30 protein-coding genes are annotated in these 23922 nt (G+C 68.3%); 24 read left to right on the top strand and 6 right to left on the bottom strand.

What is annotated here, in order from left to right; translation table 11 throughout:
* Positions 1–21 precede the first annotated feature (21 nt).
* The 5 genes from E6R18_RS25240 to E6R18_RS25220 all read right to left on the bottom strand — a co-directional run bounded on the left by E6R18_RS25240 (position 22) and on the right by E6R18_RS25220 (position 5172).
* Complete coding sequence (locus tag E6R18_RS25240) at positions 22–987, bottom strand: DnaB-like helicase C-terminal domain-containing protein (protein WP_136319205.1); 966 nt, start codon at positions 985–987, stop codon at positions 22–24.
* A complete protein-coding gene (dnaB, locus tag E6R18_RS25235) occupies positions 987–2411 on the bottom strand; it encodes a replicative DNA helicase (RefSeq protein WP_240799846.1) in 1425 nt (474 codons plus the stop codon). Before dnaB ends, E6R18_RS25240 begins: the two co-directional genes overlap by 1 nt.
* A 77-nt stretch (positions 2412–2488) precedes the next feature.
* On the bottom strand, positions 2489–3679 hold the full coding sequence (locus tag E6R18_RS34465; protein WP_206308424.1) for a hypothetical protein: 1191 nt from the start codon (positions 3677–3679) through the stop codon (positions 2489–2491).
* Positions 3680–3915: 236 nt separating this feature from the next.
* Positions 3916–4206: a hypothetical protein gene (locus tag E6R18_RS25225; protein ID WP_136319203.1), complete on the bottom strand. Its 291-nt coding sequence runs from the start codon at positions 4204–4206 to the stop codon at positions 3916–3918.
* Between the two features lie 165 nt (positions 4207–4371).
* Positions 4372–5172, bottom strand: a complete 801-nt coding sequence (locus tag E6R18_RS25220) for a GntR family transcriptional regulator (RefSeq protein WP_136319202.1) — start codon at positions 5170–5172, stop codon at positions 4372–4374.
* 176 nt (positions 5173–5348) lie between these two features.
* Between E6R18_RS25220 and E6R18_RS25215 the strand changes: the two genes are divergently transcribed.
* The 17 genes from E6R18_RS25215 to E6R18_RS25135 all read left to right on the top strand — a co-directional run bounded on the left by E6R18_RS25215 (position 5349) and on the right by E6R18_RS25135 (position 15950).
* Positions 5349–5654: a hypothetical protein gene (locus E6R18_RS25215; RefSeq protein WP_136319201.1), complete on the top strand. Its 306-nt coding sequence runs from the start codon at positions 5349–5351 to the stop codon at positions 5652–5654.
* Positions 5651–6037: a hypothetical protein gene (locus E6R18_RS25210; RefSeq protein WP_136319200.1), complete on the top strand. Its 387-nt coding sequence runs from the start codon at positions 5651–5653 to the stop codon at positions 6035–6037. The genes E6R18_RS25215 and E6R18_RS25210 overlap by 4 nt, the downstream gene beginning before the upstream one ends.
* Positions 6034–6171 (top strand): hypothetical protein, encoded by a 138-nt coding sequence (locus E6R18_RS25205; RefSeq protein WP_206308423.1) that lies wholly within the window; start codon positions 6034–6036, stop codon positions 6169–6171. The genes E6R18_RS25210 and E6R18_RS25205 overlap by 4 nt, the downstream gene beginning before the upstream one ends.
* Positions 6168–6554 (top strand): hypothetical protein, encoded by a 387-nt coding sequence (locus tag E6R18_RS25200; protein WP_136319199.1) that lies wholly within the window; start codon positions 6168–6170, stop codon positions 6552–6554. The genes E6R18_RS25205 and E6R18_RS25200 overlap by 4 nt, the downstream gene beginning before the upstream one ends.
* Before the next feature lie 17 nt (positions 6555–6571).
* On the top strand, positions 6572–6751 hold the full coding sequence (locus tag E6R18_RS25195; RefSeq protein ID WP_136319198.1) for a hypothetical protein: 180 nt from the start codon (positions 6572–6574) through the stop codon (positions 6749–6751).
* 70 nt (positions 6752–6821) lie between these two features.
* The gene (locus E6R18_RS25190; protein ID WP_136319197.1) at positions 6822–7022 is read left to right on the top strand and encodes a DUF4236 domain-containing protein; all 201 of its coding nucleotides are present in this window, start codon (positions 6822–6824) and stop codon (positions 7020–7022) included.
* A gap of 28 nt (positions 7023–7050) precedes the next feature.
* Complete coding sequence (locus E6R18_RS25185) at positions 7051–7437, top strand: hypothetical protein (protein WP_206308422.1); 387 nt, start codon at positions 7051–7053, stop codon at positions 7435–7437.
* Between the two features lie 98 nt (positions 7438–7535).
* Complete coding sequence (locus E6R18_RS25180; protein ID WP_136319196.1) at positions 7536–7769, top strand: hypothetical protein; 234 nt, start codon at positions 7536–7538, stop codon at positions 7767–7769.
* A gap of 24 nt (positions 7770–7793) precedes the next feature.
* Positions 7794–8696, top strand: coding sequence for a GIY-YIG nuclease family protein (locus E6R18_RS25175; protein WP_136319195.1), 903 nt, complete (start codon positions 7794–7796; stop codon positions 8694–8696).
* Positions 8693–9598, top strand: coding sequence for a hypothetical protein (locus E6R18_RS25170; RefSeq protein WP_136319194.1), 906 nt, complete (start codon positions 8693–8695; stop codon positions 9596–9598). The genes E6R18_RS25175 and E6R18_RS25170 overlap by 4 nt, the downstream gene beginning before the upstream one ends.
* Positions 9595–9870, top strand: a complete 276-nt coding sequence (locus tag E6R18_RS25165) for a hypothetical protein (protein WP_136319193.1) — start codon at positions 9595–9597, stop codon at positions 9868–9870. The genes E6R18_RS25170 and E6R18_RS25165 overlap by 4 nt, the downstream gene beginning before the upstream one ends.
* A gap of 124 nt (positions 9871–9994) precedes the next feature.
* Entirely contained in the window at positions 9995–11917 is a 1923-nt protein-coding gene (locus E6R18_RS25160) for a hypothetical protein (protein WP_136319192.1), read from the top strand.
* Positions 11918–12012: 95 nt separating this feature from the next.
* Positions 12013–14154 carry a hypothetical protein gene (locus tag E6R18_RS25155; RefSeq protein WP_136319191.1) on the top strand — a complete coding sequence of 714 codons (2142 nt, stop codon included), beginning with the start codon at positions 12013–12015 and terminating at the stop codon, positions 14152–14154.
* A gap of 51 nt (positions 14155–14205) precedes the next feature.
* Positions 14206–14391: a hypothetical protein gene (locus tag E6R18_RS25150; RefSeq protein ID WP_136319190.1), complete on the top strand. Its 186-nt coding sequence runs from the start codon at positions 14206–14208 to the stop codon at positions 14389–14391.
* Between the two features lie 28 nt (positions 14392–14419).
* Positions 14420–14917, top strand: coding sequence for a hypothetical protein (locus E6R18_RS25145; protein ID WP_168712429.1), 498 nt, complete (start codon positions 14420–14422; stop codon positions 14915–14917).
* Between the two features lie 113 nt (positions 14918–15030).
* On the top strand, positions 15031–15420 hold the full coding sequence (locus tag E6R18_RS25140; protein ID WP_136319189.1) for an HIT domain-containing protein: 390 nt from the start codon (positions 15031–15033) through the stop codon (positions 15418–15420).
* Positions 15417–15950, top strand: a complete 534-nt coding sequence (locus tag E6R18_RS25135) for a nucleoside 2-deoxyribosyltransferase domain-containing protein (protein ID WP_136319188.1) — start codon at positions 15417–15419, stop codon at positions 15948–15950. Before E6R18_RS25140 ends, E6R18_RS25135 begins: the two co-directional genes overlap by 4 nt.
* A 155-nt stretch (positions 15951–16105) precedes the next feature.
* Here E6R18_RS25135 and E6R18_RS25130 read toward each other — a convergent pair whose 3' ends face one another.
* Complete coding sequence (locus E6R18_RS25130) at positions 16106–16543, bottom strand: hypothetical protein (RefSeq protein ID WP_168712426.1); 438 nt, start codon at positions 16541–16543, stop codon at positions 16106–16108.
* Here E6R18_RS25130 and E6R18_RS25125 point away from each other — a divergent pair.
* From E6R18_RS25125 to E6R18_RS25095, 7 genes are all read left to right on the top strand, one after another.
* Positions 16542–17201 (top strand): hypothetical protein, encoded by a 660-nt coding sequence (locus E6R18_RS25125; protein WP_168712425.1) that lies wholly within the window; start codon positions 16542–16544, stop codon positions 17199–17201. The two genes, E6R18_RS25130 and E6R18_RS25125, sit on opposite strands and share 2 nt — an antisense overlap.
* Positions 17182–18789 (top strand): terminase family protein, encoded by a 1608-nt coding sequence (locus tag E6R18_RS25120; RefSeq protein WP_240799845.1) that lies wholly within the window; start codon positions 17182–17184, stop codon positions 18787–18789. The genes E6R18_RS25125 and E6R18_RS25120 overlap by 20 nt, the downstream gene beginning before the upstream one ends.
* A gap of 78 nt (positions 18790–18867) precedes the next feature.
* The gene (locus E6R18_RS25115; protein WP_136319184.1) at positions 18868–20754 is read left to right on the top strand and encodes a hypothetical protein; all 1887 of its coding nucleotides are present in this window, start codon (positions 18868–18870) and stop codon (positions 20752–20754) included.
* 68 nt (positions 20755–20822) lie between these two features.
* Entirely contained in the window at positions 20823–21563 is a 741-nt protein-coding gene (locus E6R18_RS25110) for a hypothetical protein (RefSeq protein WP_136319183.1), read from the top strand.
* A 101-nt stretch (positions 21564–21664) separates the two neighbouring features.
* Positions 21665–22411 (top strand): hypothetical protein, encoded by a 747-nt coding sequence (locus E6R18_RS25105; RefSeq protein WP_136319182.1) that lies wholly within the window; start codon positions 21665–21667, stop codon positions 22409–22411.
* 15 nt (positions 22412–22426) lie between these two features.
* A complete protein-coding gene (locus E6R18_RS25100) occupies positions 22427–23494 on the top strand; it encodes a major capsid protein (RefSeq protein ID WP_136319181.1) in 1068 nt (355 codons plus the stop codon).
* Positions 23495–23497: 3 nt separating this feature from the next.
* Positions 23498–23881, top strand: a complete 384-nt coding sequence (locus tag E6R18_RS25095; RefSeq protein ID WP_136319180.1) for a hypothetical protein — start codon at positions 23498–23500, stop codon at positions 23879–23881.
* Positions 23882–23922 lie beyond the last annotated feature (41 nt).

Raw genomic sequence — 23922 nt, 5'->3', positions numbered from 1 at the left:
CCCGGACAGCCGGACAGGGTGTCAGGTCGTGGCCATATCGACGAACCTGCTGTAGTGGCCCTGGAAGGCCGTCAGGAGTGTCACTGTCGGACCCTCTCGATGCTTGGCGACCAACAGATCGGCTTCACCCATCCGCGGGTGATCTTTCACGTACGCGTCCGGTCGATGGATCAGGATGATGGTGTCGGCGGCGAACGTGATGGCGCCGGACTCTCGAAGGTCGTCGATTGCTGGCGTCCGGTCAACTCGCTGTTCCGGGGCGCGGTTCAGATGGGCGGTCGCCAGCACCGCTACCCCGAGTTCACGGGCCAACGACTTGAGGTCCCTCGCCACGTCTCCGACTTCGCGCTCGCGCAGGTCGTTGCGCTTGCGTGGTCGGATGTCCTGGATTCCGTCGACGGCAATCAGCTTGATCCCGAACAGGTCCCGGTAGCGTCGCGCTCTCTCTGCGAGCTGGTCAAAGGTGACCTGCGCTGGAGCCCAGAGGTGCATCCTTCCTTCTGCCAGCCTCGGAACGACTCGGTCTAGGCGGGGGCGCAGCGTCTCATCCAGCGTTCCGGCCCGCAGATGGTGCAGGGGAATCCGTCCTGCGCTGGCAAGGAATCGGAGGGTGGTCTCTTCGATGGAGGACTCAAGGCTGACGTGCAGCAGAGGGCACTTGTCCACGATGCCTGCCTGCTGGCAGATTGAGTTGAGCAGGGTTGTACGCCCTACTGCCGGCCGTGACGCCAGGACGGTCAGCGTTCCGGGGTGCAGTCCAGTGGTAACCCAGTCCAGGTCTCGGAAGCCCGTGGAGATGCCCGTCGCCCCTCTTTCGACGAGGGCTGCGCTTTCGACGTGGTCGAGTGCGGATTCGAGCGAGTGGTGCAGGCTGATCGGTTCCTGCTGGCCGTCGCCGTCGGCGGTGTCCGTGACAGGTGCTTCCTGAATGGTCAACGCGTCCCCCTGCTGGTTGGTGAGTTCTTCGGTGTTGGTGCTGACGGCCATCAGGTCTGGCCCATGTCGACGAACCGGGCGTAGTGCCCCTGGAACGCAACGGTAATTGTGGCGGTCGCCCCGTTTCGGTGCTTTGCCACGATAAGGTCGGCTTCGCCGGCGCGCGGGGATTCCTTCTCGTAGGCGTCCTCGCGGTGGAGAAGGATCACGATGTCGGCGTCCTGTTCGATGGCTCCGGACTCGCGAAGGTCGGACATCATCGGCTTCTTGTCGGTGCGCTGCTCCGGGCCGCGGTTGAGCTGCGACAGGGCGATGACAGGCACGCCGAGGCTCTTACCAAGAAGCTTCAGGTTCCGGGAGATGTCGGCGACCTCCTGCTGCCGGCTCTCTGCCTTGCTGCCGGACTTCATGAGCTGGATGTAGTCGATGATGATCAGCTTCACGCCGTGCTTCTGTACGTAGCGGCGGGTCTTGGCCGCGATCTCCATGTAGCTCGGCTTCTCCGAGCTGTCGTCGATGAACAGCGGCGCTTCGCTGATCTCGGGCATCTTTCGGGCGATGCGCCCCCAGTCGTCTTCGGTGACGTTCCCGGACTGAATGTGGTGGAGGGCGACCCGGGCGGTTGCGGACAGAATGCGCTCTTCGATGTCGTCGCGGCCCATCTCCAGGGAGAACAGCACGGACGGGATCTTGTTGTCGATGGAGCACTTACGGGCGAAGTCCACGGCGAGGGTTGACTTCCCCATGGCGGGCCGTGCGGCGATGATGACGAGTTGGCCGGGGCGCAGGCCCTGCGTGAGGGCGTCGAGGTCGATGAGGCCAGTCGCGAGGCCGACGAGCCCACCTTGGCGGCCCTGCCTAGCCTCGATGCGGTCCAGCATGGCGGCTGCGGTCTCGCTGAGCGGCGGCGCTTCACTCTGGCCGGTCCGGTCGCCCAGGACCGTCAGCAGAGCGGTCTGAGCGCTGTCGACTGCGGCGGCGGCTTCACCCTCGGCCCGGTACCCGGCCTGCGCGATCTTCGTGCCTTCCTCGGCGAGGCGGCGGAACACGGCGGCCTCGGCCACGCCCTCGGCGTAGTACCCGGCGTTCGCTGCGGTGGGGACGGACTGGACGAGGGTGTGGAGGTAGGGGGCGCCACCGACCTTGTCGAGTTCGCCGCGCTTGACGAGCTCGGCGGCGACGGTGATGGGGTCGGCGGGCTCACCCTTGGCGTAAAGCTCCAGGATCGCCTTGTAGACCGTCTGGTGGGCCGGTCGGTAGAAGTCCTCGGGGCCGGCGAGTTCTTCGATTACGTCGCCGATTGCGTCCTTGGAGAGCAGCATCCCGCCGAGGACGGACTGTTCGGCATCCAGGTCGTACGGGGGGACGCGGTCACCGCGGCTTCGGCCACTGGGTCCGGGGTGGGGCTCGTAGGGCTCCTCGGTGTCGTACGGGTCGGCGGAGAGGACGTCTGTGGTCTGGTGCGGGATACTCACGGTGCAGCCCTTCACGGGGTTGGAGCGGCGGCCGGCCCTGGCGAGGGATGTACCGGCCGCCGCGGTCATGCGCGGGGTCAGGTGCGGCGTGCCATCGCGGGGTGGCAGCGGGGGCAGCGGGGGGCGCTGTCGTCGTCCGGGTCGGTGGATGGCACGACGCGCATGTAGACCATGGCGGGCCGTTCACCGTTGTTGCACTCACCGCACCACTCGGGCATCCCGGAAGCGGACGGCTTGGACCCGGCAGCCTGGCCCTGCTTCTCCTCGGCAGCGGCAGCCATGACTGCCTCGCGCGGCTGCATATTCTTGATCCGGTAGCCGAGGACGTTGCCGTAGTTCGTGGGCGGCTTCTGCCCGTCTTCCTGATGCGTCAGGTAGATCCGCAACGCCATGTCGAGTTCCCACCCGGTCAGTTCCGCGTTCCGGACAAGCCACGGGGCCAGGCTTTCGGCGCGCTGGAGTCCGGCAGCCCACTTGCCGGGGAGGTTCCGGAGGAACTTGGCAGCAGTAGCGGCAGCCTCGGGTGCGACGTCGGGCGCAGCCTGCTTGCTCCGTCGCGACGCAGTCGCGTTCTTGTGGGGGCTGGGGGAGGTAGTTCCTACCTCCCCCGGGGGGTGTGGGGGGGGCGCCTTAACGCTTCCCGGAACTGGGGAAGCATTCTGACCTGCGGGAACACGCCTTCCACCACTTCCCGGAACGAGGGAACCGGCAACACCGCTTCCCTCGTTCCGGGAAGCGTTCTGACCTGCGGATTTCTTGGCGTTCTCAACATCCCGGTTCACCGCTTCCCTGATTCCGGGAAGCGTTCCCACCTGCGGTTCCTTCGAGGCCGCATCCGAGGGTGCGAGGGGGTCGCTGCCGACGTGGCGGGCCTGCCAGGCCGGGTTCCAGGCCGGATTGTCGTACAGCTTGTAAGCGATCCGCCCTTTTCGACCGGGACGCTTCTCGTTCGGCAGTTCGACACGAAGCAGATAGCCGGCCGCGATGATCCGCGCGAACGACTCATAGACAGAGTTCCTGCCAACGAGTTCATCCCGGTTCTTCGTTGACCGGATGCCGCGCTCCTTGAGCCGCTCCCACACCTTCAAGGGCGTGACCTCGGCGGCGGAAGCGACGTCGAAGAAGACCTGAAGCAGAACTACGTAGTCGAGCCCGTCCACCAGGTCCGTGCCGACACCCATGTGGGCCGGGACCGAGACGCCACTGACCGGCGCTTGAGCCCGGGTAATAGCTCCATGCTCGGAGAACCCTCTGGCCTGCTCGTTCACGCCGTCACCCCCGCCGTACGAATGATTACGCTGCGTGGGCTTGCGAGAGTCACGCCAACTACCGCTACTCTGGATGCCATGAATGGCCTCGTTCTCTGAAGACGTGCGGGACGTTCTTGTTGCAGCGGGCGGGAACCCGCTGTTGTGCTTGGAAGGCCGGTGGGCGCTGCGAACCCGCCGGCCTTTCGCATGTCCAGGGCTACCGCGAACCGCGGCTATGTCGGGACGTAACCTCATCACGACTCGCCGCCCGGCACGTGCTGCCTCTTGGCCGGCCCGCGCCCCTTCGGCGGGTGCTTGCGGAAGTACGTCAAGAACGGTTGCGTTGCCATCGCACGGGCGTTCCCGATCATTTGGTACGGGTAGCGTCGCCCTTCGCCGAACGGCCAGCCGTTGTCCGCCTGCCGGGCGATGTACCGCACACCGTCGGGGGTGATGCTTGCGGAGATCCCTTCGGAGACCAGCAGCTCGGCGCCGGTCTTGAAAGTGACAAGTACGGGCAGGTCGGACCTGCCTTCGGCAGTCACTCGCCCCCCTTGGGGGAGGGGTGATTACTTCGATGTCCCAGAAGAAGTACGCTCATGGCGACGGCCTTCCTTAGTGATGAGGGTTGGTGCGTCAGTGCTGCCGGCTCGCAGGCCGGTGGTGCATAGAGCGGTCGGCCGGGTGATGACCGGTCGGCCGTTCGTGGTTCAGATGTCACTCTCCTGAATCTCCAGCGACACGGTGCTCCGCATCGGTGCCGTTGTGACTGTCGCGAACGCCACCGAGCCGTCATCACGCATACCGCGTGACACGATCCGCAGGGTCGGCGTCCCCTCCGGAAGGGTCAGAGCCTCCGCAGCCGGACCGGCAGCCATGGACACGCACATGTCGTACGTGACCAACACGACGCCCATACCGAGCCACTTAGAGATCGTCAGGCCCTTCGGGGGCTTAACGTCGCCAGCCCGCATCATCGGCGGCAGCCCCGTCCACCCCTCGGGGGTAAGCGTTGCAGCTTCCGCGGTCACTAGTGTCCGCTTGTGCTGGCACGGCGCGCCGTCTCCGTCGAACCGGGTCCTGATCCGCTCCACCACCTCGGCGCCGACCTCGATGCCGGTATCGGCGTCGGCCTCTGTGATGACTAGGTGGTTGATCTGGGTCGGCCCCTCCTTTGCGCCGTTGCCGTGGTCCCGCTTCCAGGCGGTAGCACTGGTGGCGATCTCGCGGTTCGCAGAGCGGTAAGTGCCGAGCTTGATTCGCCCCGGCTTACCAGCGATGACGGTCGCGCCGGAACCGCGCCGCACGCTGACCAAGCCCATGCCGGCCATGACAGAGAACGCGCTGGAGACGGTCTGCTGGGTGCTCTCGAACTCCTGGGCCAGGTCTCGCGTGGATGGCAGGCGCTCGCCGTACTTGTACTTCTCCTCGCCGCGGTCGATGCGCGCGGTGAGTTCACTGATGATCTCAGCTTGGTTCATGTGTGCCCTCCTCTCATCTTCTATTGTCATGGCACTTGCATCGTAGCAGCAGATTGCCTTGACAGTTAGTCTCTGTGGTGAGTAAATGGTCCCAGCGTCAAAGCAGTAAGCAAAACGGCCCCCGGGGTATCCCGGAGGCCGCAAGCCGGGTGCTCCAACACCCGGCGGACCGTGTCCCACCTGCTCTAACCAGGAGGTCGATCCGCATGGATCAGCGTAGCCGCACCAGCACCCGGACCGCCCCCACCACCCGCCAGGCACGCCAGGCGCTCACCGCGCTGGCCGCCGACTCCGACCCGGACCTGGACGAGGCCCTGCGCCGCATCCGTAACCCCCGCAAGACGGCCTCGTACACCGACCTCGCGCGGGCCGAGCACGACCGGCACTGCACCCGGTGCCGCACCCTCACCGAGGACGCCGCCGCCCGCGCCGCGGTCTACGGCGAGTCCATCCGCCGCCGCGACCGCCTGACCCTGGGCCTCCGCGTCAACCGCACGGCGGTGGCGGCATGAGCCCCGACGACCTCCACGCCCTGCGCTTCCTCGCCGAGCTCCAGCGCCTCGCCGACCCCACCCAGCCGGCCGGGCTCCGCATCACGGTCCGGTCCGCTGACGGCGACTACATCGGCGACGCCATCCTCCCCACCCCCGGTGCGCAGCACGCCGTGCAGGCCGTGTCCGCGATGGCCGACTTCCACGACCGGGACCGCGACCTGTTCAACGCCGGGACCACGATCGACGGTCTTGACCCCCGCGCCCTCGCCGACCTGGAGGACCACTTCGCCGACGTCGACCCCGACTCGTACCTGACGGACGTGTTCTCCAGCGCCGACGCCGAAGCGTCTCTCGCCGCGTTCGAGCAGCTCGTCACCGGCGAGTGGACGGGGGAGCTGTGAGCAGCCCGTACGAGGAGCAGCAGGCCGCTGACGCCCTCGCCGCCGAACGCATCGCCGCCGCACAGCAGGCCGCCGAAGCCGCGCAGGCGGCAGCCGCCCAGGCCGCCGCACTCACCGACCAGGCCGAGCAGTGAACGCCCTCGCCGCCGCCGCGGCCACCGACCTCGACAACACCATCGACGACCTTGCCGGGCTCGACTGGATTCCCGGCATCGACCACATCCTCACCGGCCTCCGCACCACACAAGACGCCATCACCCGAGGCGACCTCACCCCCGACACCACCCAAACCCTGCTCGCCGTCCTCGCCGGATCAGCCGGCGTCGACCTCATCACCGCAATCGGGCAGCTCATCACCCACGCCACCAACCCCCACACAAACCCCGCCCTCCACACCCTCACCCGCGCCCAGCGCAAGGAGACCCAGCACCAGGGCGAACTCGCCCTCTTCGACCTCACCGACCCGCGCATCCACCAACACGCATCCGCAGCATCCGCAGCCATCAGCCACCACTGACCCCGAAAGGACCCGCCATGGGATCCGCCGACCGCTGGCCCAACCTCACCGGCAAGAGCTGGGCCAACAAGTCCACCCCCCAGATGACCGACGCCGAGGTCAACGACGCCCGCGCCACGTTCGAGGCCGTCGGCCGCAACGACTACGAGGGGGAGTGGCTGCGACGCCACGGGCTCCCCGAGAACTACGGCGACTGATCACCCCTCCCGCGGGGGGTCCGGCCGAGCCGACAGACCGGACCCCCAGCACCCACCCGAAAGGACCACCGTGCCGCTCACATTCCGCAAAAGCTTCCAGATCCTCCCCGGCGTCCGCATCAACCTCAACCGCCGCAGCCAGTCCGTCACCTTCGGCTTCAAGGGCGGCCCGCACTACACGCGGTCCAGCACCGGCCGGCGCACCACCTCCATGAACCTGCCCGGCCCGTTCGGAATCCGCCGCACCACCACCCGCCGCCGCGCCCACTAACCCGGCCCAACCACCGGAAGGACCCGACATGACCACCCAGACCACCACCGCCTGGCCCGAGGGCGTCATCGCCCGCTACCTCACCGTCGTCGACGCCACCGTCGACCTCACGCACGAGGACGAGACCAGCGACGGCAAGAAGAAGACGACCCGCGCCACCTGCACCGGCTGCAAGACCTCCACCACACACACCTGGGCCGACAGCTACCCCAGCTACAGCCGCCCCGGCGTGACCGAGTTTCAGAACCGGGACCAGGGCGACCGCAACGCCCGCGACTGGGCGCAGAAGCACGCGGATACCTGCCGGGCCCTTCCCCGGCCCCCCACCCCCGCCGCGCAGCCCAACGCCGAGCCCGGGCCGGAGCCGAAGCGCCGCTTCTGGCTTCCCGCCCGACGCACCACCCGGACCGTCTGAGCTGGCCCGCCCCATCGCCCCCAGCCCCGCCGGCTGGTGACGGTGGAGAGGACCGGACCACCCCGGACCCCATCCGCTAACGACGAGAGGACCACCCCATGAACGCCACCGAGTTCCGCAACCAGCACGGCGACCCCACCACCTGGACCACCACCGACCACGAGACGTACGACGTCCTCCGCCGCAACGAGCAGCACCTCGCCCACCCCAACCCCGAGCGCGACTTCGCCCGCTGCTCCCAGCGCTGGGCCTCCGGCACCAACTACCGCCGCCACGAGAAGGCGAAGGCCAGCGCCGACCGCCTCCGCCAGCTCCTCGCCCACGCCGCCTGACCCGCCGAAAGGACTCGCCCGCCCATGACCGCCATCCCGCGGCCGACCGGAAACGCCGCCCGAATCGTGGACCGCCTGCTCCTCGCGTACACCTGGTTCGCGCAGCTGGTCGCGCTCTTCGTCTACGCCGTCATCACGGCGGGGTCGCCGATATGGGCGCGGATGTGGTCCGACGAACCACTGAACACGACCTTCCTCGGCGTCTTCGCGGCCTCGATAGCGCCCCTGTGGCTGATCAGCCTTCGTGAGGAGCAGAAGAGCTTCTACGACCGCCGCGCCCACCGGGCGAACCAGAACATGAGCGTCTTCGCTCACCTCGCCGTGTTGTTCGTAGCGGCCCTTTCCGCTTCCACGTACCCCAACCGGATTGGCTACTGGTTCGCCCTGGCCCTCTTCGCCTTCAACGCCGCCGCCACTTGGAGGGCGTGGATGCGCAGCCGCTTCCTACCCGCCGAGGACCAGGCAGTCATCGACGCCCTTCAGGCGCGCGAAGACCAGAAGGCCGCCGCCATCCACGACGCCAGCCAGAAGGAACTGCGCCGACAACGTCTGAGTGCCGTCTTGGAAAGCCTCGGCTACCAGCTGACCGAGCCCGAGCCCTCCACCGCGCCGACCGTTCACGACGAGCCGGACGTGCGCTGGCAGATCCCGGCCCGCAAGCACGCACCGCTTGTCTACTTCATCCGCAACGGCAACCGCCTCAAGATCGGCACCACCACCGACCTGAAGCGCCGAATCCGCACCCTCGCTCTCCGCGCAGAGAACGTCGCTCTCCTCCTCGACGGCGGCCAACCCCGCGAACGTGAACTCCACAAGCAGTTCACCGACCTGCGCGTCGGCAACACCGAGTGGTTCGCCTACGAAGGCGCCCTCATCAACTTCATCGCTGACCAGAACCGAATCGCCCGAAAGGAAGAGGGCCAGTGAACACGACCACCAAGACGTCCCCCCTCATCAAGCTCGCCGCCCTCCTGTCCTTCGGTTCCCTCATCTGGACGACATGGAGCCTGTTCGACCTCCTCGGCGCCGGCCCCGCCGGAGTCACTGTCGCCGTCTGCGCCGACGCCGTCTGGGGATCCGTGATCTACGCCGAGTATCGCGGCGTCCGTCTCGCCGGTAGGCGCTGGCCCGTCGCCCTGTTCGGCTGGGCAGCCCTCCTTGCCGTCGCCACCTTCCTCGTCTGGCACGGCGTTGCCGACAACAACCTCGCCATGGCCTACGCCGGCCCGTTCCTGCCCCTCGGCTCGAAGGTCGTCTGGGCCCTGGCCCTCGCCGACATGCGCGACCCCGCCGCACTGACCGACGAGGAGAAGGCCACCCTCGCCGACATGGAACGCAGCCTCGTCTTCGAGGAGGCGCAGCACGCCGCAGAGATGAGGCGCCGCACGATGCGCGCTGAACTCCTCATCGCGGAAGTCTCCACGGACTTCGACATTGAAGTGACACGTCAGGACCGGACGCGGGAGCTTCAGAGGCGCCGCCCCATGGAGCTGACCGCCGCACCCGCCCTGATGATGCACACTGAAGCGGTCGGTGAAACCGCAGATGAGCAGCATGATGCGCCCGAGACGCGCGTGCCACTCGTCCCGGCCGAAGCGCCCCGCATCACCCGTGAAGCGCCCCTGATGCGCGACAGTGACGCGCTGCCGCTTCAGGGCGTATCGAAGGCCGAAGCGGTCCGTATCGTCCGTGCGGCGGAGCCCAACGCTTCAGCGCCGCAGATCGTGAAGCGCCTTGCGAGTCACGGCATCGAAGCGGACGCCGGATACGTGCGCACGGTCCTCTCCCGCATCAAGCAGCGCGACACCACTAACGGGGGCTACCTGTGACCCTTCACCTCACCCCCGAGACCCGCCGGCACGGCCTCCCGGCCACCGACGAGCAGTACCAGCTTCTCGACGTGCGGGAGGTCTGGGAGGAGCTGGCCGCGGCCCTCCACCACATCCAGGGCCTGCCCCACCGGTACCCGAACGACATGCCCGACCCGGTAGAGCCCCTCGCCCCGATGCTCACGGAACGTGACTTACGGGATGGCAAGGCCAACACCAACACCAAGGCCAACCTCAACCCCCACACCCCGATTTCCCCGCCCAGCACCTGAAAACAGGCCCCTGAACAGCGCCTATCAAGTTGGTTGGCGTTGGAGTTGGGATTGACGTTGGAAACCCGACCCACCACCCGCAAGCACAATCCGTAACCATGATTCGCCGGAAGGACCCCCGACCGTGAGCACCGACAGCTTCAACCTGGCACCCGCCCAGAGCCCGGCCGGTGCCACCACCACCGCCCCCGCACCCGCCCCGGCCACCCCCGAGCAAGCAGCGCCGAAGAAGACGAAAAAGACCGCCCCCACCCCGCCAGGCACCCCCGCGGACGGAACCCTCGCCGGCGTCGTCATCCCCGGCGCCGCACTCACCGCCCTCATCAGCCTGTGCTGGCTCACCCACCAGTACGGCCTGCCCGCCGTCATCGCCGGAGTCATCGCGTGCGCCTTGGCCGCGTCAGCCGCACTCGTCGCGAAGACCCGCCGCGGGACCCGTTCCGTGCGGAGCGCGAGGAAGAACGCCCTGCGGAACGTCAGCGGCGGGGGAGGAGGCCCGGGAAGTGGCGGCCGGCACCGCAGGAACGGGGCGGGCAGTTCCCTGTTCGGGGGGTCCAGCCGCACACCGAAGGCCGGCGGCGACATCGGGCCCGCACCCCGGAACGGGAAGGGCCCGTCCGCCAGGGCGGCGTTCCGCTCATCCGGTTGCGGTCGAGGAGGTTCCAGCACTGCGCTGAAGCCGGCCGGGCTCAACACACCGAAGCGCCCCACCCCCGGCCCGGCCAAGCCGAAGACGGCGAACCCGGTCCCCGCCGCCGGGGCAGGCCGCGACGGGGCGAAGAACCAGATGCCGAAGCAGACCCGCCGCGGCCCGGCCACCGGTCCCGGGTCGGCTGGTAACAAGCCCGGCAGCCGTCTCAACCGGCCCGGAACCGGCAACAGCCCGAAGACGTCAGCCGGTCACCTCGGACGCATCCGCGACCGCAAGACCACCACGCCCAGCTCGACGGCGGGAAGCGCGACAACGGGGCTGAAGGCGTTCAAGAACGGGCCCAAGCACGAAACCCCGACCCGGCCGCTCAGCAAGTCCGAGAAGAAGCAGAACCGGGCCCACGAACGCGCCGCGAAGCGCAACAGCCAGGCCGCCACCGACCTCGGCAAAACCGTCCGCACCACGGCGAAGCAGCGGAAAATGGAGGAAGGCCCCCGACACCACCGACGTACGAAGGACCGCCTCCACAAGGCCAGCACCAAGGTCGAGCAGATCAAGGAGCACCAGCAGAACAAGGCCGAACTCAAAGAGTCCCGGTCCGACCTGCGCCGGCTGCGAATGCTCCGCATCAAGAACGCGGCGAACCGCATCCGCACCACCACCCACCGGATCACCACCCCCGTCTCCCGGGCGGCAGCCCACACCTGGCGCATCGGCACCCAGATCTTCACCCGAGCCCACATGGTCCTCGGCAGCATCCGCTACACCGACCTCGGCCCGAACTGGGCCCGCCCCCTCCTCAAGCTCGCCCACGCCATCACCACTCCAGTCGCCCGACTCATCCACGCCACCGGGTCCTGGAACTGGCTGAACCTGTGGATGTACCGCAACACGACCCGGCAGGGCGAACCGAAACTCAAGCCCGTCTCACCCATGGCCGTCGCCACCGCCGTCGCCCGCAACAACCGCCGCGCCACCATCAACAGCCCGGCCAGCACAGCCTCGAAGGGAACCACCATGTCGTCCGACCTGTCCGGAGCGATGCCGCTCATGCACGCCGCCGACGCCGTCCGCGCCGCCGGGATCATGCTCCTCATCAACCCGTCCGACAACATGCACGGCTACGAAGCCACAATCCGGCAGCTGTCCGACATCCAGTCCGCAATCAGCCAGGTCATCCAGGCCGCCGCCGAATCCACCCGCGAGAACTTCGCCGTGAACCCCGTCATCAGCGACGCCTACGACGACACCGCCTCCTACGGATACAGCCTCGCCGAACGCCTCGACGCGATTCCTGTCCTGTTCCGCATGGTCCACGCCGACCAGCTCGAAAACCTGGAAAACCCCACCCCGCAAGCCGCGAAGTGGGACATCGGCCAGAACTTCCAGGACTGATCACCCCGCCCATGCACTACCGGCTGGCCCCACCCCCCCATGGGGTCAGCCGGCCAGACCAGCACCCCGACACCCAACACGAAGGAGCCCGACCCGTGTCCATGTTCGACCGCCCCCGCAACCACGAGCCGATCCCGTGGCGGCACGGCACCGTCAGCACGCCGCTCTACACCGCGGCCACCGTGTACGCCGGCGGCCTACTCATGGACCTCACCACCGACGGCACCGGCCTTCCCCTTACCCTCATGGGACTCGGCTCGGTCGCCGGCATCGTCACCGCCGCCGCATCCCGCTGGTTCCGCACCCGCCACCAGACCCGGCCCGCCCGCCTCTTCCACACCGCGTTCACCGCTACCTGGACCACCGCCACCTACGCCTGGCTCACCTGGACCGCCTACGACTCCCCCTGGACCATGGCCTCCGGCGCCACGATCGCCCTCGCCACCGCCGCGATCACCCCCGGCTACGCCATCGACCGCTACCTCCGCAACGAGATCATCGCCGCCCAGTGGGCCGAGGAAGCCAAGCAGGACCAGCCCGTCGACGGCATTGGCTGGGAAAACCTGTTCGAGAAGGTCGGCGCCCGCGGCGTCAAGGTCCACGACACCCGCACCACCCGCAGCGGCTACGCCATCGACCTCGAACTCACCAGCACCCCCTACGCGCAGCTCCTCGCCCTCCTCCCCATGATCGAAACGAGGAAGGGCGACCTGCGGGCAGGCGCCCTCGACCTGCGCCCCGCCGACAGCGGCCTCGCCTCCGAAGCCGTCCTTCACGTCTCCACCCGCGAAGTCCTTGCCGAAGCCGTGAATTTGCCCGCCGACGCCCACCCCCTCACCATCACCGAACCCCTCACCCTCGGCGTCCTCGAATCCGGCGAACCCTTCGAGATCAAATTCCGGCAGAACTCCGTGTTCATCGCCGGGAAAAAGGGCAGCGGCAAGTCAGTCCTCCTCCACTGCATCATCAGCGTCATCACCCGCTGCACCGACGCCGTCATCTGGATGATCGACATGGCCGAAGGGAACACGGCAAAGCGGTGGCTGCGCCCCTGGGCCGAGCAGTGGAAGGACCAGCACGGCCGGCTCATCGACCGCCCCATCCTCGACTGGGTCGCCACCTCCGTCGAAGAAGCCGTCCAGCTCCTCGGAGCATCCGTCGCCGTCGCCGACGGCCGGGCCCGCCGCATGCCCGGCGGGAAGATCCGCCCCACCGCCGACACCCCCGCCCTCATCGTCATCACCGACGAAAACCCCGAACTGATGTCCCGTGTCCCCGCCGCGATCCAGGAAAAGGTCCGCGGCATCAAGAAGGGCCGCAAAGCCGCCGTCGACTACATCGACGCAGCCCAGCGCGGCACCGGCCCCAACACCGGCGGCGGCGAAGTCATGTCCCAGTACGACACCGTCATCGGCGGCCGCTTCCCCAAGCGCGCCGAAGGCCAGTTCGTTTTCCCCGACTACTACCAGCGCGTCGACCTGTCGAAGCTCCCCGGCAACGGCGCCTTCTACGTCCTCGACGAGCAGCGCTCCAAGACCGGCATGGGCCCCGAAAAGCTCAAGGGCTACTTCATCTACGACGACGACGAACACCCCGACGGCACCGAAGCCCGCGTCATCGAGGAGAAAGCCGTCGAACGCTGGGACATCCGCCCCGACCTCGACAAGAAGTCCCAGGAAGACGCCACCCCCTTCGGTTATCACACCCGCTGGGAAGCCGACCGCACCGGCTGGCTCCTCGACGCCCTCGGCCTGCCCACCCCGAACAGCAACAACTCCGAACCGGCTCAGGCGCCCAACCAGCCCACTCGGCGCGCACCCTCCCCGTCCGCAGCCACCGGCACCATCGCCCCCCTGCCCTCCATCGACTCCTACCTCGAACGCGCCAAGCAGTACAACGCCCAGCCCAAGCAGCGCACCGAAGCCGACCTCGACCCGGCCGCCCTGGAACGGATGTTCGCCGAGGCCGAGAACCTGACCCGGCAGGCCGCCGTCAACCTGACCAAGCCCACCAAGAAGGACCGCCGCCACCCCCGCCGCGACGAAGTCACCACCTGGGTCAAGGACGCCGGCACCGACGGCATCACCATCGCCGACATCCGGGCCCGCCTCGAATCCCAGTACCCCGGCGAGCAGCCCCCCTCCGACACCGCCATGCAGAACTGGTTCACCACCCACCCCAACATCACCAAGCCCGGTCGCGGCACCTACATCTGGACTGAAACCCCCGACCAGTAACCACCCAGGCCGCCCGCATCCCGCGGGCGGCCCTCACCTGAAGGAATCCCGATGGGCCGCTACGCCTTCCTCCGCCAAGTGTTGATCATTGGCCCCGCCGTTCTGGGGCTGCTCGTGCTCACCCTCATCGCCATGCCGGGAGACCTCAACGCCACCCGCCTACTCGTTGCGCTGGCCGTCTACTCCACCGCCGTGACTGTCGGCACCGCCGCCCTGCTTCGACACCCCAACCGGTAATCCACACCCCCTTCGAAGGAAACCCACCATGCAGCTGCCCGAGCAGCAGCCCACCACCACGGCCGGGCAGCCCACCGACACCGCCCTCGACCTCATCAACGCCGTCGAGGACATCCTTGCCGCCCGGCAGGTCACCGCCTACCGCGACGACACCCCGCTCCCCGCCACCGGAACCACCCCACCCGTACCCCAGCCCGGCCGGCCCCCAATGTCTCAGCGCGCCACCGACGCCAGCGCCCTCATGCTTGCCGGGGGAGCAGCCACCGTCATGGTCGGCGGGGGGGCGTCCCTCGTCATGCTCGCCTCCGGATACGCCGACCCCACCGTCTGCGCCATCGCGTTCGGAGCCCCCACCGTCCTCGTCCTCGCGATCAGCCGCCTCGTCAGCCGGGCCAAGGCCGTCGTCGAAGCCGCACCCACCCCTGTTCACCACCACTACAACGGCACCGTCCACGTCGACCAACGCGCCATCCACGCCACCAACCGCGGCGTCATCGCCCACACCCGAAACGAACTCCCCAAGTGACCCAGCACCGCACGCCGGTCGCCGGCCGTCTCCCCGACGGCCGGCACCTCATCGCCTACCTCGACCCCGACCGAACCGACAGCCCGTTACGCCGAGCCCTGAACAGGAGAACCATGACCGAACACCCGCGCCGCCCCGACTGCGTGTTCTGCGACATCATCGCCGGAACCGCACCCGCCACCATCCTGCGGGAATGGGACGACACAATCGCCATCAAGCCCCGAGGCGGCGTCAACGACGGCCACGCCCTCGTCATCCCACGCACCCACGTAGCTGACTGGATCGAGAACCCGGCCATCACCGGGGCAACGGCAACACGGGCCTCGGAACTCGCCCAGGAACTGGGCCTCACCGTGGGCAACCTGATCACAAGCGCCGGCGAAGAAGCGACACAGACTGTTTTCCACCTTCATCTGCATCTGCTTCCGCGCCGCCAGGCCGACGGCCTGCCCCTCCCATGGACACCGCAGCAGGAAGCCGCGCGAAAGGCGGAAGCCCGATGACCGACAACCTGCGCATCGTGTGGGCGCGCGAAGACCTACCCGTGACAGGTCCGGCAGTGTTCCTTGCCGGCCCGACACCTCGACTCGGCGACGACACCGAATCCTGGCGCCCAGCCGCACTCAACCAGCTCGCCGAGCAATGGGCCGGCGAGGAGCCGCTCACCGTCTTCACACCGGAATCCCGGGGCGGCATCCGCGCCGAGCACTACGACGACCAAGTCGAGTGGGAAACCACCGCCCGGAATGCCGCCACCGCAATCCTCTTCTGGATTCCCCGGGACCTGGCGACGATGCCCGGGTTCACGACCAACGTCGAGTTCGGGCTCGACGTCGGCACAGGACGTGCTGTTCTCGGCTGCCCGCCCAACTGCCCGGCACCTGAACGAAACCGGTACCTGATCTACGTGGCCCACTGCCACAACGTACCCGTGCGCGAAACCCTTTCCGACACTGTGGCCGCCGCCCTCAACCTCGTCACCAAAGCCGGGGAAGGGCAGCCCGGACAAACCCCGATTCGTACGCCACGCTAGAAACACAGCCCGGTCGGGGAGCCCCGGTGTCCCCGCGCCCACTCCCCGACCAGGCCGTAACACAGACCCGCCCGGAAAAACCCGCCCCCCGGACTACCCCGGGCACAACGCAGCCCCCTACCAGAACCCGAAACCGGCAGGGGGCTGCGCCACGTCTACAACACCCCCGGATGCTCCCGGAACCACGCCACCATCTGCTGCAACGGCTCCGACACCGCGAACGAGTTCCCCTTCGCCCCCAGGTTGTCCCGCCCGTAATGGTCCGCCCGCTCCTCCGCCACGTTCACGAACCCGATCGGCTCCTCGAACCGGGCCGCATCCACCGCCCGCATCGCCTCACGAACCCCCACCGCGGCCCTCAGCTTCGCCGTCACCAAGTCCTGGCACTCCGGTGCCGTCTCGCACCCGGGGGCCGCAGCCGCCGTGTACGCGTCGTACGCCTCCCGCACCGACATGACCGACGGGGAAGGGGTGGCCGACGCTGACGCCCCCTTGCTCCCGCCGTCGTTGCCGCCGCTATCCGACCCGCAGCCAGCCACCCCCAACGCGAGCACCGCCACCGCCGCAACCCCCACCCCACGCATGCGTCTCATGCCGGGCAGCATCCCACCCAACAAGGGCAGGGGGAAGAAACCCCCCACCATCAGGGATCATCGAAAGCAGGCGCGGGGCCTGACCGACAACCACACAGCGGGAGCCCCGACCGCCATGACCATCTCCAAAGCAGACCAAGCCGCCATCGCCGTACGACGCGCCGGCCTCATCCGCCTCCGACGCGAAGGCGTCCGCTACGACGACCCCCGCATCACCGCCCTCGGCTACAGCAGCGTCCGCCACGCCTCCAAAGACCTCGTCCGCGCCCTCGAGGAAGCCCGCGACAACGAATCCGCCGAAGCGTCCGTGTACCGGCAGCAGGAGAACGAACGCCTCGACGCCCTCCTCGAAGCCGTCTGGGACAAGGCCACCACCCCCAGCCCCGTCTTCGACAAGGAACGGCAGATCATCGGCGAGGAGATCGACCTCAAGGCCGTTGACACCGTCCTCCGCCTCATGGACCGCCGAGCCAAACTCAACGGACTCGACGCACCGGTAAAGACCGAGATTTCCGGCCCCGACGGAGGTGCCGTTCCTCTCGGCTCGGGCACTCTCGCCGAACTCGACGCCCTTATCAACATTACCGGCCGGGCCCCTTCCGCTACCCCTGGGAGCGAGAGCCGAGACGAGGATGCCGGTGACAACAGCGATCAATGACGACCTTCTTGAGGACGCGCTGCTCACCCACTACCGGACGCTGCCCGCAGGAGAGCGGCGGCACATCGCCCGCCAGGCCAGCCCCGCGCTGCGCCTTCGCCTCTCCTGGGCGGAACGACAGATGGCCATGGATCGCTCGCCCGGAGCGCTAGCCGCAGTCCTCACGGAAGGGAGGGAGAAGCAGGCCCGTCACCTCGACATGATCGATGACGTGTTCATGCGTATTGCCGCAGGTGAACGGATGCAGGTAATGATCACCTGCCCTCCTCGCCACGGGAAATCGCAGCGCGCATCACGATGGGGACCCCTCTGGTACCTGCGCCGCCACCCCACCCACCGCGTCATGCTCGCCTCATACGGCGCCGACTTGGCAGACGACCACGGCCGATGGGTCCGCGACCAGCTCCGCGAGTACACCCACACCCTCGGAGTACGTCTCGACGACGGGTCACGCGCCGCCAACCGATTCGATCTCGAACAGCCCCGCGGGTCTTCCGTCCGAGGCGGAATGGTCACGGCCGGCGTCGGCGGTTCGTTGAATGGTAAAGGATTTAACCTCGGCGTGATCGATGATCCATTCAAGGGCAGCGAGGACGCCAACAGCCCCACCCAGCGCGAACGGAAGTGGGAGTGGTACCAGTCCGTCTTCTATACCCGCCGCGCCCCTGGTGCCTCCATTGTGTTGATCAACACTCGCTGGCATGAAGACGACCTGTCCGGACGCATCCTGGCCACCGAACCCGAAAACTGGACCCTCATCGACCTGCCGGCCACGGCCCTCTCAGGCGACGATCCACTCGGCCGGAAAGTCGGGGACGCCCTATGGCCCGAACAGTACGACGTCGATGAACTGGAACGAACCCGCCGAGCGGTGGGCGAGCGCGTCTGGTGGGCGCTGTACCAACAGCAGCCGCGCCCATTGGAAGGCGGAGTGTGGTCGCAAGCCTGGATCGACGACAACCGCATCAGCACGTCCGTTCTCCGGTCGATCGACCTGGACCGCATCGTGGTCGCCGTCGACCCGGCGGGCGGCAGCACGAACAGCAACGACGAGGTCGGAATCACCGCGGCAGGGTCCGCGTTCGTGGAGTCCCAGGGAGCCCACCACTCCCGGCCGGAGCGGCGGGACGAGTTCTATGTTCTCGACGACAAGTCCGCATCCCTCGGTGCGGACGAGTGGGGGATCGTCGCCTGCCAGCTTGCGATCGACTGGCAGGCCGACGCCATCGTCGTCGAGTCGAACTTTGGCGGCGATATGACCGCCCAGGTCATCAAGCAGGCGTGGCAGGAACTCACCCGTCGGGGCGTAACGGGCCGGATGCTGATGCCGCGCCTCATCCCTGTAAACGCAAAGAAGGGGAAGAGGCTCCGCGCGGAGCCCATTGCCCAGCTGTACGGGCAGGGCCGCGTCCACCACGTCGGCCAGTTCACGAAGCTCGAAGGCCAGATGGTCACATGGGTCCCCGGTATGGACTCCCCGGACCGCATGGACTCCTGCGTTCACGCCCTCACGGAGCTCGCCGAAGTCGACGGGCTGGAGACCACGATGGACACCTACGAGCGGGGTGATCCGCCCGGCCGTCGCTGACCGGGGGCAACGAATTGGGCCCCGCCCCCTACCCTGATCACAAGGCGCGGGGCCTGATCCGTCCAGAAGGGGCGACTGGTGGGCCTTGCCCGATTCATCGTCGACCGGTGGAGTGCGCTCAACTACAAGAGCGCCTTCGCCGACACGGCGTACAAGCAGCCCAACCGCAACGTCTTCCCCCATGCGATGCGGACCTGGGTCCCGAAGGAAGACCGGCGCCGGCTCGCTGCGTACACACTGTTCGCCGCCTACGCCCACAACCAGGCGTGGGAAGTCGCATCGATTCAGGACCACACGGACGCCTCCGCGCGGCGTGAGTTCGGTGATCCGGCGATGCTCGTCGCGTCGATCACCTCGCACATGCTCGGGCGGCAGCAGACCATCACCGTGCCAGGTGCGGAGGACGCAGAACCGTCCGACGGCACCCAGGCTACCCCGGAAGCCCGGCACGCCGCCGACGTGCAGGAGAAGCTACGGGCGTGGGCCAAGGCCGAACACTTCCCGCTGCGGCTTCAGCAGGCAGAACGCAAGGCCGTCCGCGAGGGCGACACCGTCTACCTGCTCGGCCTCGACGCCGCGAAGGGCCGGCCCCGCCTGTCCGTGATCGACCCCGGGCTGTACTTCCCGGACCTCCCCGACAATGCCGGCGACAGCGCCGACTACCCCGACCGCATCCACCTCGCATGGGAGATCGACGCCGACCCGCTGACCGGGGCCAAGGCGAAGATGCGGCGCGTCACCTACGAACTCGGCCCCATCGGCACCCGCACCGTGTCCAGCACGGACGGGCCCCGCCCCGGCCGCGTCCCCGCCTACGACGTGGACGGGGCGACCCCGCTCATGACCGGCGGCGACGTCTATGACCCTGCCGCGGGTACGATCAGCCGCCTGTACCCGTGGAACACCGAACCGTCCACTGTCACCTGCTACCTCACAGATGCCGAGTGGGACCTCGACGACATCAAGGCCGACCAGGACGTCCACAACCTCGACTACCGGTACGCCACGTTCCTCACCCGCCACGATGGCGAAATCCTCGACCACCTCGACCTTCAGATTGACTTCATCCCCGCCGTGCACGTCCCGAACACGATCCCGGAGGACGGGCACTGGGGCGAGTCGTCCCTGTCTCCGCTCCTCCAGCTGTTCGACGAGCTCCAGGGAACCGACACCGACTCCTCGCAGGCGTCCGCGACGACGGGGGCACCGATCCTCGGCATCGTGGCCCCCAAGGACAGGAGCAGCCGCCGCGGCGAGAACAAGAGGATACGGGTCCAGCCCGGCATGGTCATCGAACTGGGTGAGGGTGGGAAGCTCTTCACCGTCGACACGTCTCCGCAGCTCGCCGAGCTTCGCAACAAAACCACCGAGCTCCAGGACCGCCTGTCCCTGAACGCCCGCATGCCCGCCGTCGCCCTCGGCGCCCTCGACCCGACGAAAGCCCCGTCCGGGTTCGCGATCGACCTGTCGTACGGGCCGATGGAACCCCTCCTGGACTCCATGCACCTGGCCCGGGACGGCAAGTACAGCCTCCTGTTCAAGATGGTCCAGCGCCTGTACAAGGCGTTCCAGCACCCCGACTGGACCGGGCCCGTCGTAGACGTCGACCTTGCCTGGGGAACATACAAGCCCACCGATAAGGCCGCCGTCCTCGAACAGGTCAGGAACGGCGTCAAGGACGGCGTCATGTCCCTCGAAACCGGTATCCGGCTCCTCGTCGAAGCGGGCTACCCCGTCGATGACATCGGCGAAGAGATCGAGCGCATTCAGTCCCGCCAGTTCGAAGCCGCTCGCAACCTTGCCGACGCCACCGGGTCCACCGAAGCCGTCGGAGACTTCCTCGGCATTGACATCAACCCCGACCCGGCCGCACCCGAACCCAACCTGCCACCCGCCAACCCGGCCGACGGCACCGCCGATGACCAGGAAGAACCGCAGTCGGGGAAGACCGGGGGGAGCAAATGACGCAACCCGTGCTTACCTTGATCCCAGGCGCGGGGCCTGACAACAACTCCTTGGGAGGACGTACCCTCATGCGCCGCCCCACGCTCCACCGCCCCACCCCGCACAACACCGCCTGGGCGCACCCCTACACCGGCGCAGCCGCCATGTCCGTCTTCTACAACGACGGCGGAAACCCGCCGGCCGGTGGCACCCCCAACCCCCAGGACCCCCCGAAGCCCGGCCCACCCGCAACGCCCCGCACCTTCACCCAGGACGAACTCATCGCCCTGGCAGCCAAGGAGAAGGCCCAGGGCGAACGGGCCGGTGCGCGGGCCGCACTCGAAAAGGTCGCCGCCGACCTCGGCTTCTCGAACCTCGACGACGCCAAGACGTTCATCGAGGAAGGCCGCAAGGCCAAGGAAGCCCAGCTGAGCGAGCAGCAGAAGCGGGAACGCGAACTCGCCGACCGCGAAGCCCGAGCCGAAGCCCGCGAGAAGGCCGCCGAAGCCCGCGAGCGCACCGCGAACCGGCGCGCCCTCCTCGCAGGACTCGGCGCAACCGGCGACGACCTCGACGACGCCGCCGCACTCCTCCGAGTCGCCGACGACGCTGACGACGAGGACGTGCAGGCCGCCGCCGACGCCCTCAAGCAGCGCCGACCCGAACTCTTCGGAACAACGAGGCAGCCCAACCCCGCCGCCGTACCCCCGGCCCCCACCGGGCTCCCCGCCGCAGGCGTACCGCGCCCCGGCGCCAACCAGCCCAAGCCCGGCGAGCGCGGCCTCGCCATGCTCAAGCGCCGCGGGAAGCTCCCTGCCGACGCCGCCTAGACCGCACCACCCGCAAAACCCCGGGACCACGCCCCTCTCCTCGTGGACGCGCCACCAGCCGGCGCCGCCTGAAACACGCACACCACCCTGAGGAGAGGGCAGTGAACGACTTCCAGCCCATGCGCACGAGCGAGGAAGCCACCGCCGACCGGCCGTGGCTCGCCTCCCTCGTCGGCGTCCACGACGCCAACACCATCGCCCTGGACCTGACGAAGTTCGTCTCCGGGGTTCACTACGAGCCCGGCACCGCATTCCAGCCGCGGAACGTCATCAAGTCCGGACTTCCGCTCGGCAAGATCAAGGCGACTGGCCTGTACGCCCCTTACTCGGGGCCCACGTCCGAGGTCCAGACCGTCACCGTCACCGGCACCCCCACCGGCGGCACCTACACCCTGACCTGGTCCGGGCAGACCACCGCGGCGATCCCGTACAACGCGACCGCCGCCCAGGTGAAGACTGCCCTGGAAAACCTGTCGAACATCGACGCCGGAGACCTCACCGTCACCGGCGGCCCCCACCCGGGCACGGCCATGGCCGTGACGTTCGGCGGCCAGTTCATGGGCGACGACGTCGCCGCGATGACCGCGTCCGCGACGAACCTGACCGGCGGCACCAGCCCCGCCGTCACCATCGCCACCGCCACCGCCGGCGGGACCGCGACCGCGTCCGACGGTACCGAGGTCCTCGCCGGCTTCCTCGCCACCGAGTCCCTGTTCGCCCCCGGCTCCACCAAGACGTCCGGGGCGCTCCTGTGGCACGGCGAGGTCTTCGCCGACAAGTGCCCCATTCCCTTCGACCCGACCGACGTCACCAGCGTCGCGCCCGGCGTCAGCATCCACTACCGGTAAGCAAGGAGACCGACCATGAGCACCCTCGACCGTCTCCTGCGGAACGTCACGCCGGAAGACATCAACGCGTACATCAACGGGCTCCCCACCCCGAACAACTACGCCCTCACTCAGTCCGTCATCCCCGAGCGGAAGATCTACGGGCCGAAGTTCCGCATCGAGTCGAACAAGCGGCGCATCAACGCCGCGAAGTTCCGGGCCTTCGACACCCCGCACGCCCTCGCGAAGCGGCAGGCCGAGCGAGTCGTCAACGAGGGCATGCTGCCCCCGGTCGGCCAGACCCTGGAGATGGGGGAACTTTCCCTCATCCTGTTCAACGCCCGCCGCGGCGCGGACGATCAGGAGTTCATCGACCAGCTCTACGACGACCTGGAACGCCACTTCACCTCCATCAAGAGCGCCATGGAGATCGCAGCCGGCGAACTTCTCACCACCGGCGTCGTCAAGCTCCCCGGCATCGGAGGTATGGGCGACTGGCTCGACGTCGACTGGAACGTCCCCGACGAGAACAAGCCCGTCGCCGCAACCCCGTGGGACCAGGACGGCGCAACCCCGCTCACCGACGAGCAGGCATGGATCCGCTACCTCAAGTCCGTCGGAGCCCCCAAGCCCGCCCGGGTCATCACCTCCGAGCGCGCCGCGTCCGTCCTGGCGTCGAACCTGGAGTACCGGACCGCGTTCTGGAACTCCTCCAGCCCGGACACCACCCCCTCCACGACCCTGTCGCCGCCGGACGTCAACGCCGTCCGCGCCCGCTGGAACCTGCCGCCGATCGAGATCTACGACGAGCAGGTCTGGTCCGACGACCAGTACGTCCGCACCACCCCCGAGTCCCTGTGGGCCATGGTCCCCCCGAACCCGGAGCAGTGGGCGCAGACCCAGTACGGCGTCACCGCCGAGCAGGACAACCTCGACACGGACGAGAACCCGGGCCTGGAGGCGTCTCGCGAGCCGGGCATGTACGTCTCGTACGAGAAGAAGGAGAACCCGGTGCAGTTCTCCACCACGGCCAACGCGGTTGCGATGCCGGTCCTGTACGTCAACAACTTCCACATCAGCGCCACGGTGCTGTCGGAGGACTGACCCATGGCCAAGCTCGCACGAGCCGTGTTCGTGAGGGACCCGGCCAAGCACCAGGACATCCTCCTGCGCGCGGGAGAGACCCCGGCACCGCAGTACGCGGTGCTGGTGACGAACCCCGCGTGCTGGGAGGGCGGGAAGCTGCCCGCCGCCGTCAAGAAGCACCTCGCTGGCGACGGCGAGAAGGACGGCGGGGGAAACGGCGACGGCGCCACCGGCCAGGACGGCGCCAATGGCGGCGCCCCGGACGGTACCGCTGACCTCCAGTCCGACGACGAGCAGCCCGACCAGGGCGACGACTCCGACGACACCAAGCCGGCCGCCAAGCGCGCGGCCCGTAAGCCGGCCCGGGGCCGGACGGCCGCCGCTGAGGGCACCGACGGCCAATAAGCGGAGGCGGGCCCGGCCCCTGGTGGGGCGCCAGGCCGGGC

This window comes from Streptomyces sp. A1277 (assembly GCF_004795015.1).
GTDB lineage: Bacteria > Actinomycetota > Actinomycetes > Streptomycetales > Streptomycetaceae > Streptomyces.
Note: the sequence above shows the minus strand (reverse complement) of the source record. Positions and strands in the feature narration are given on the sequence as shown.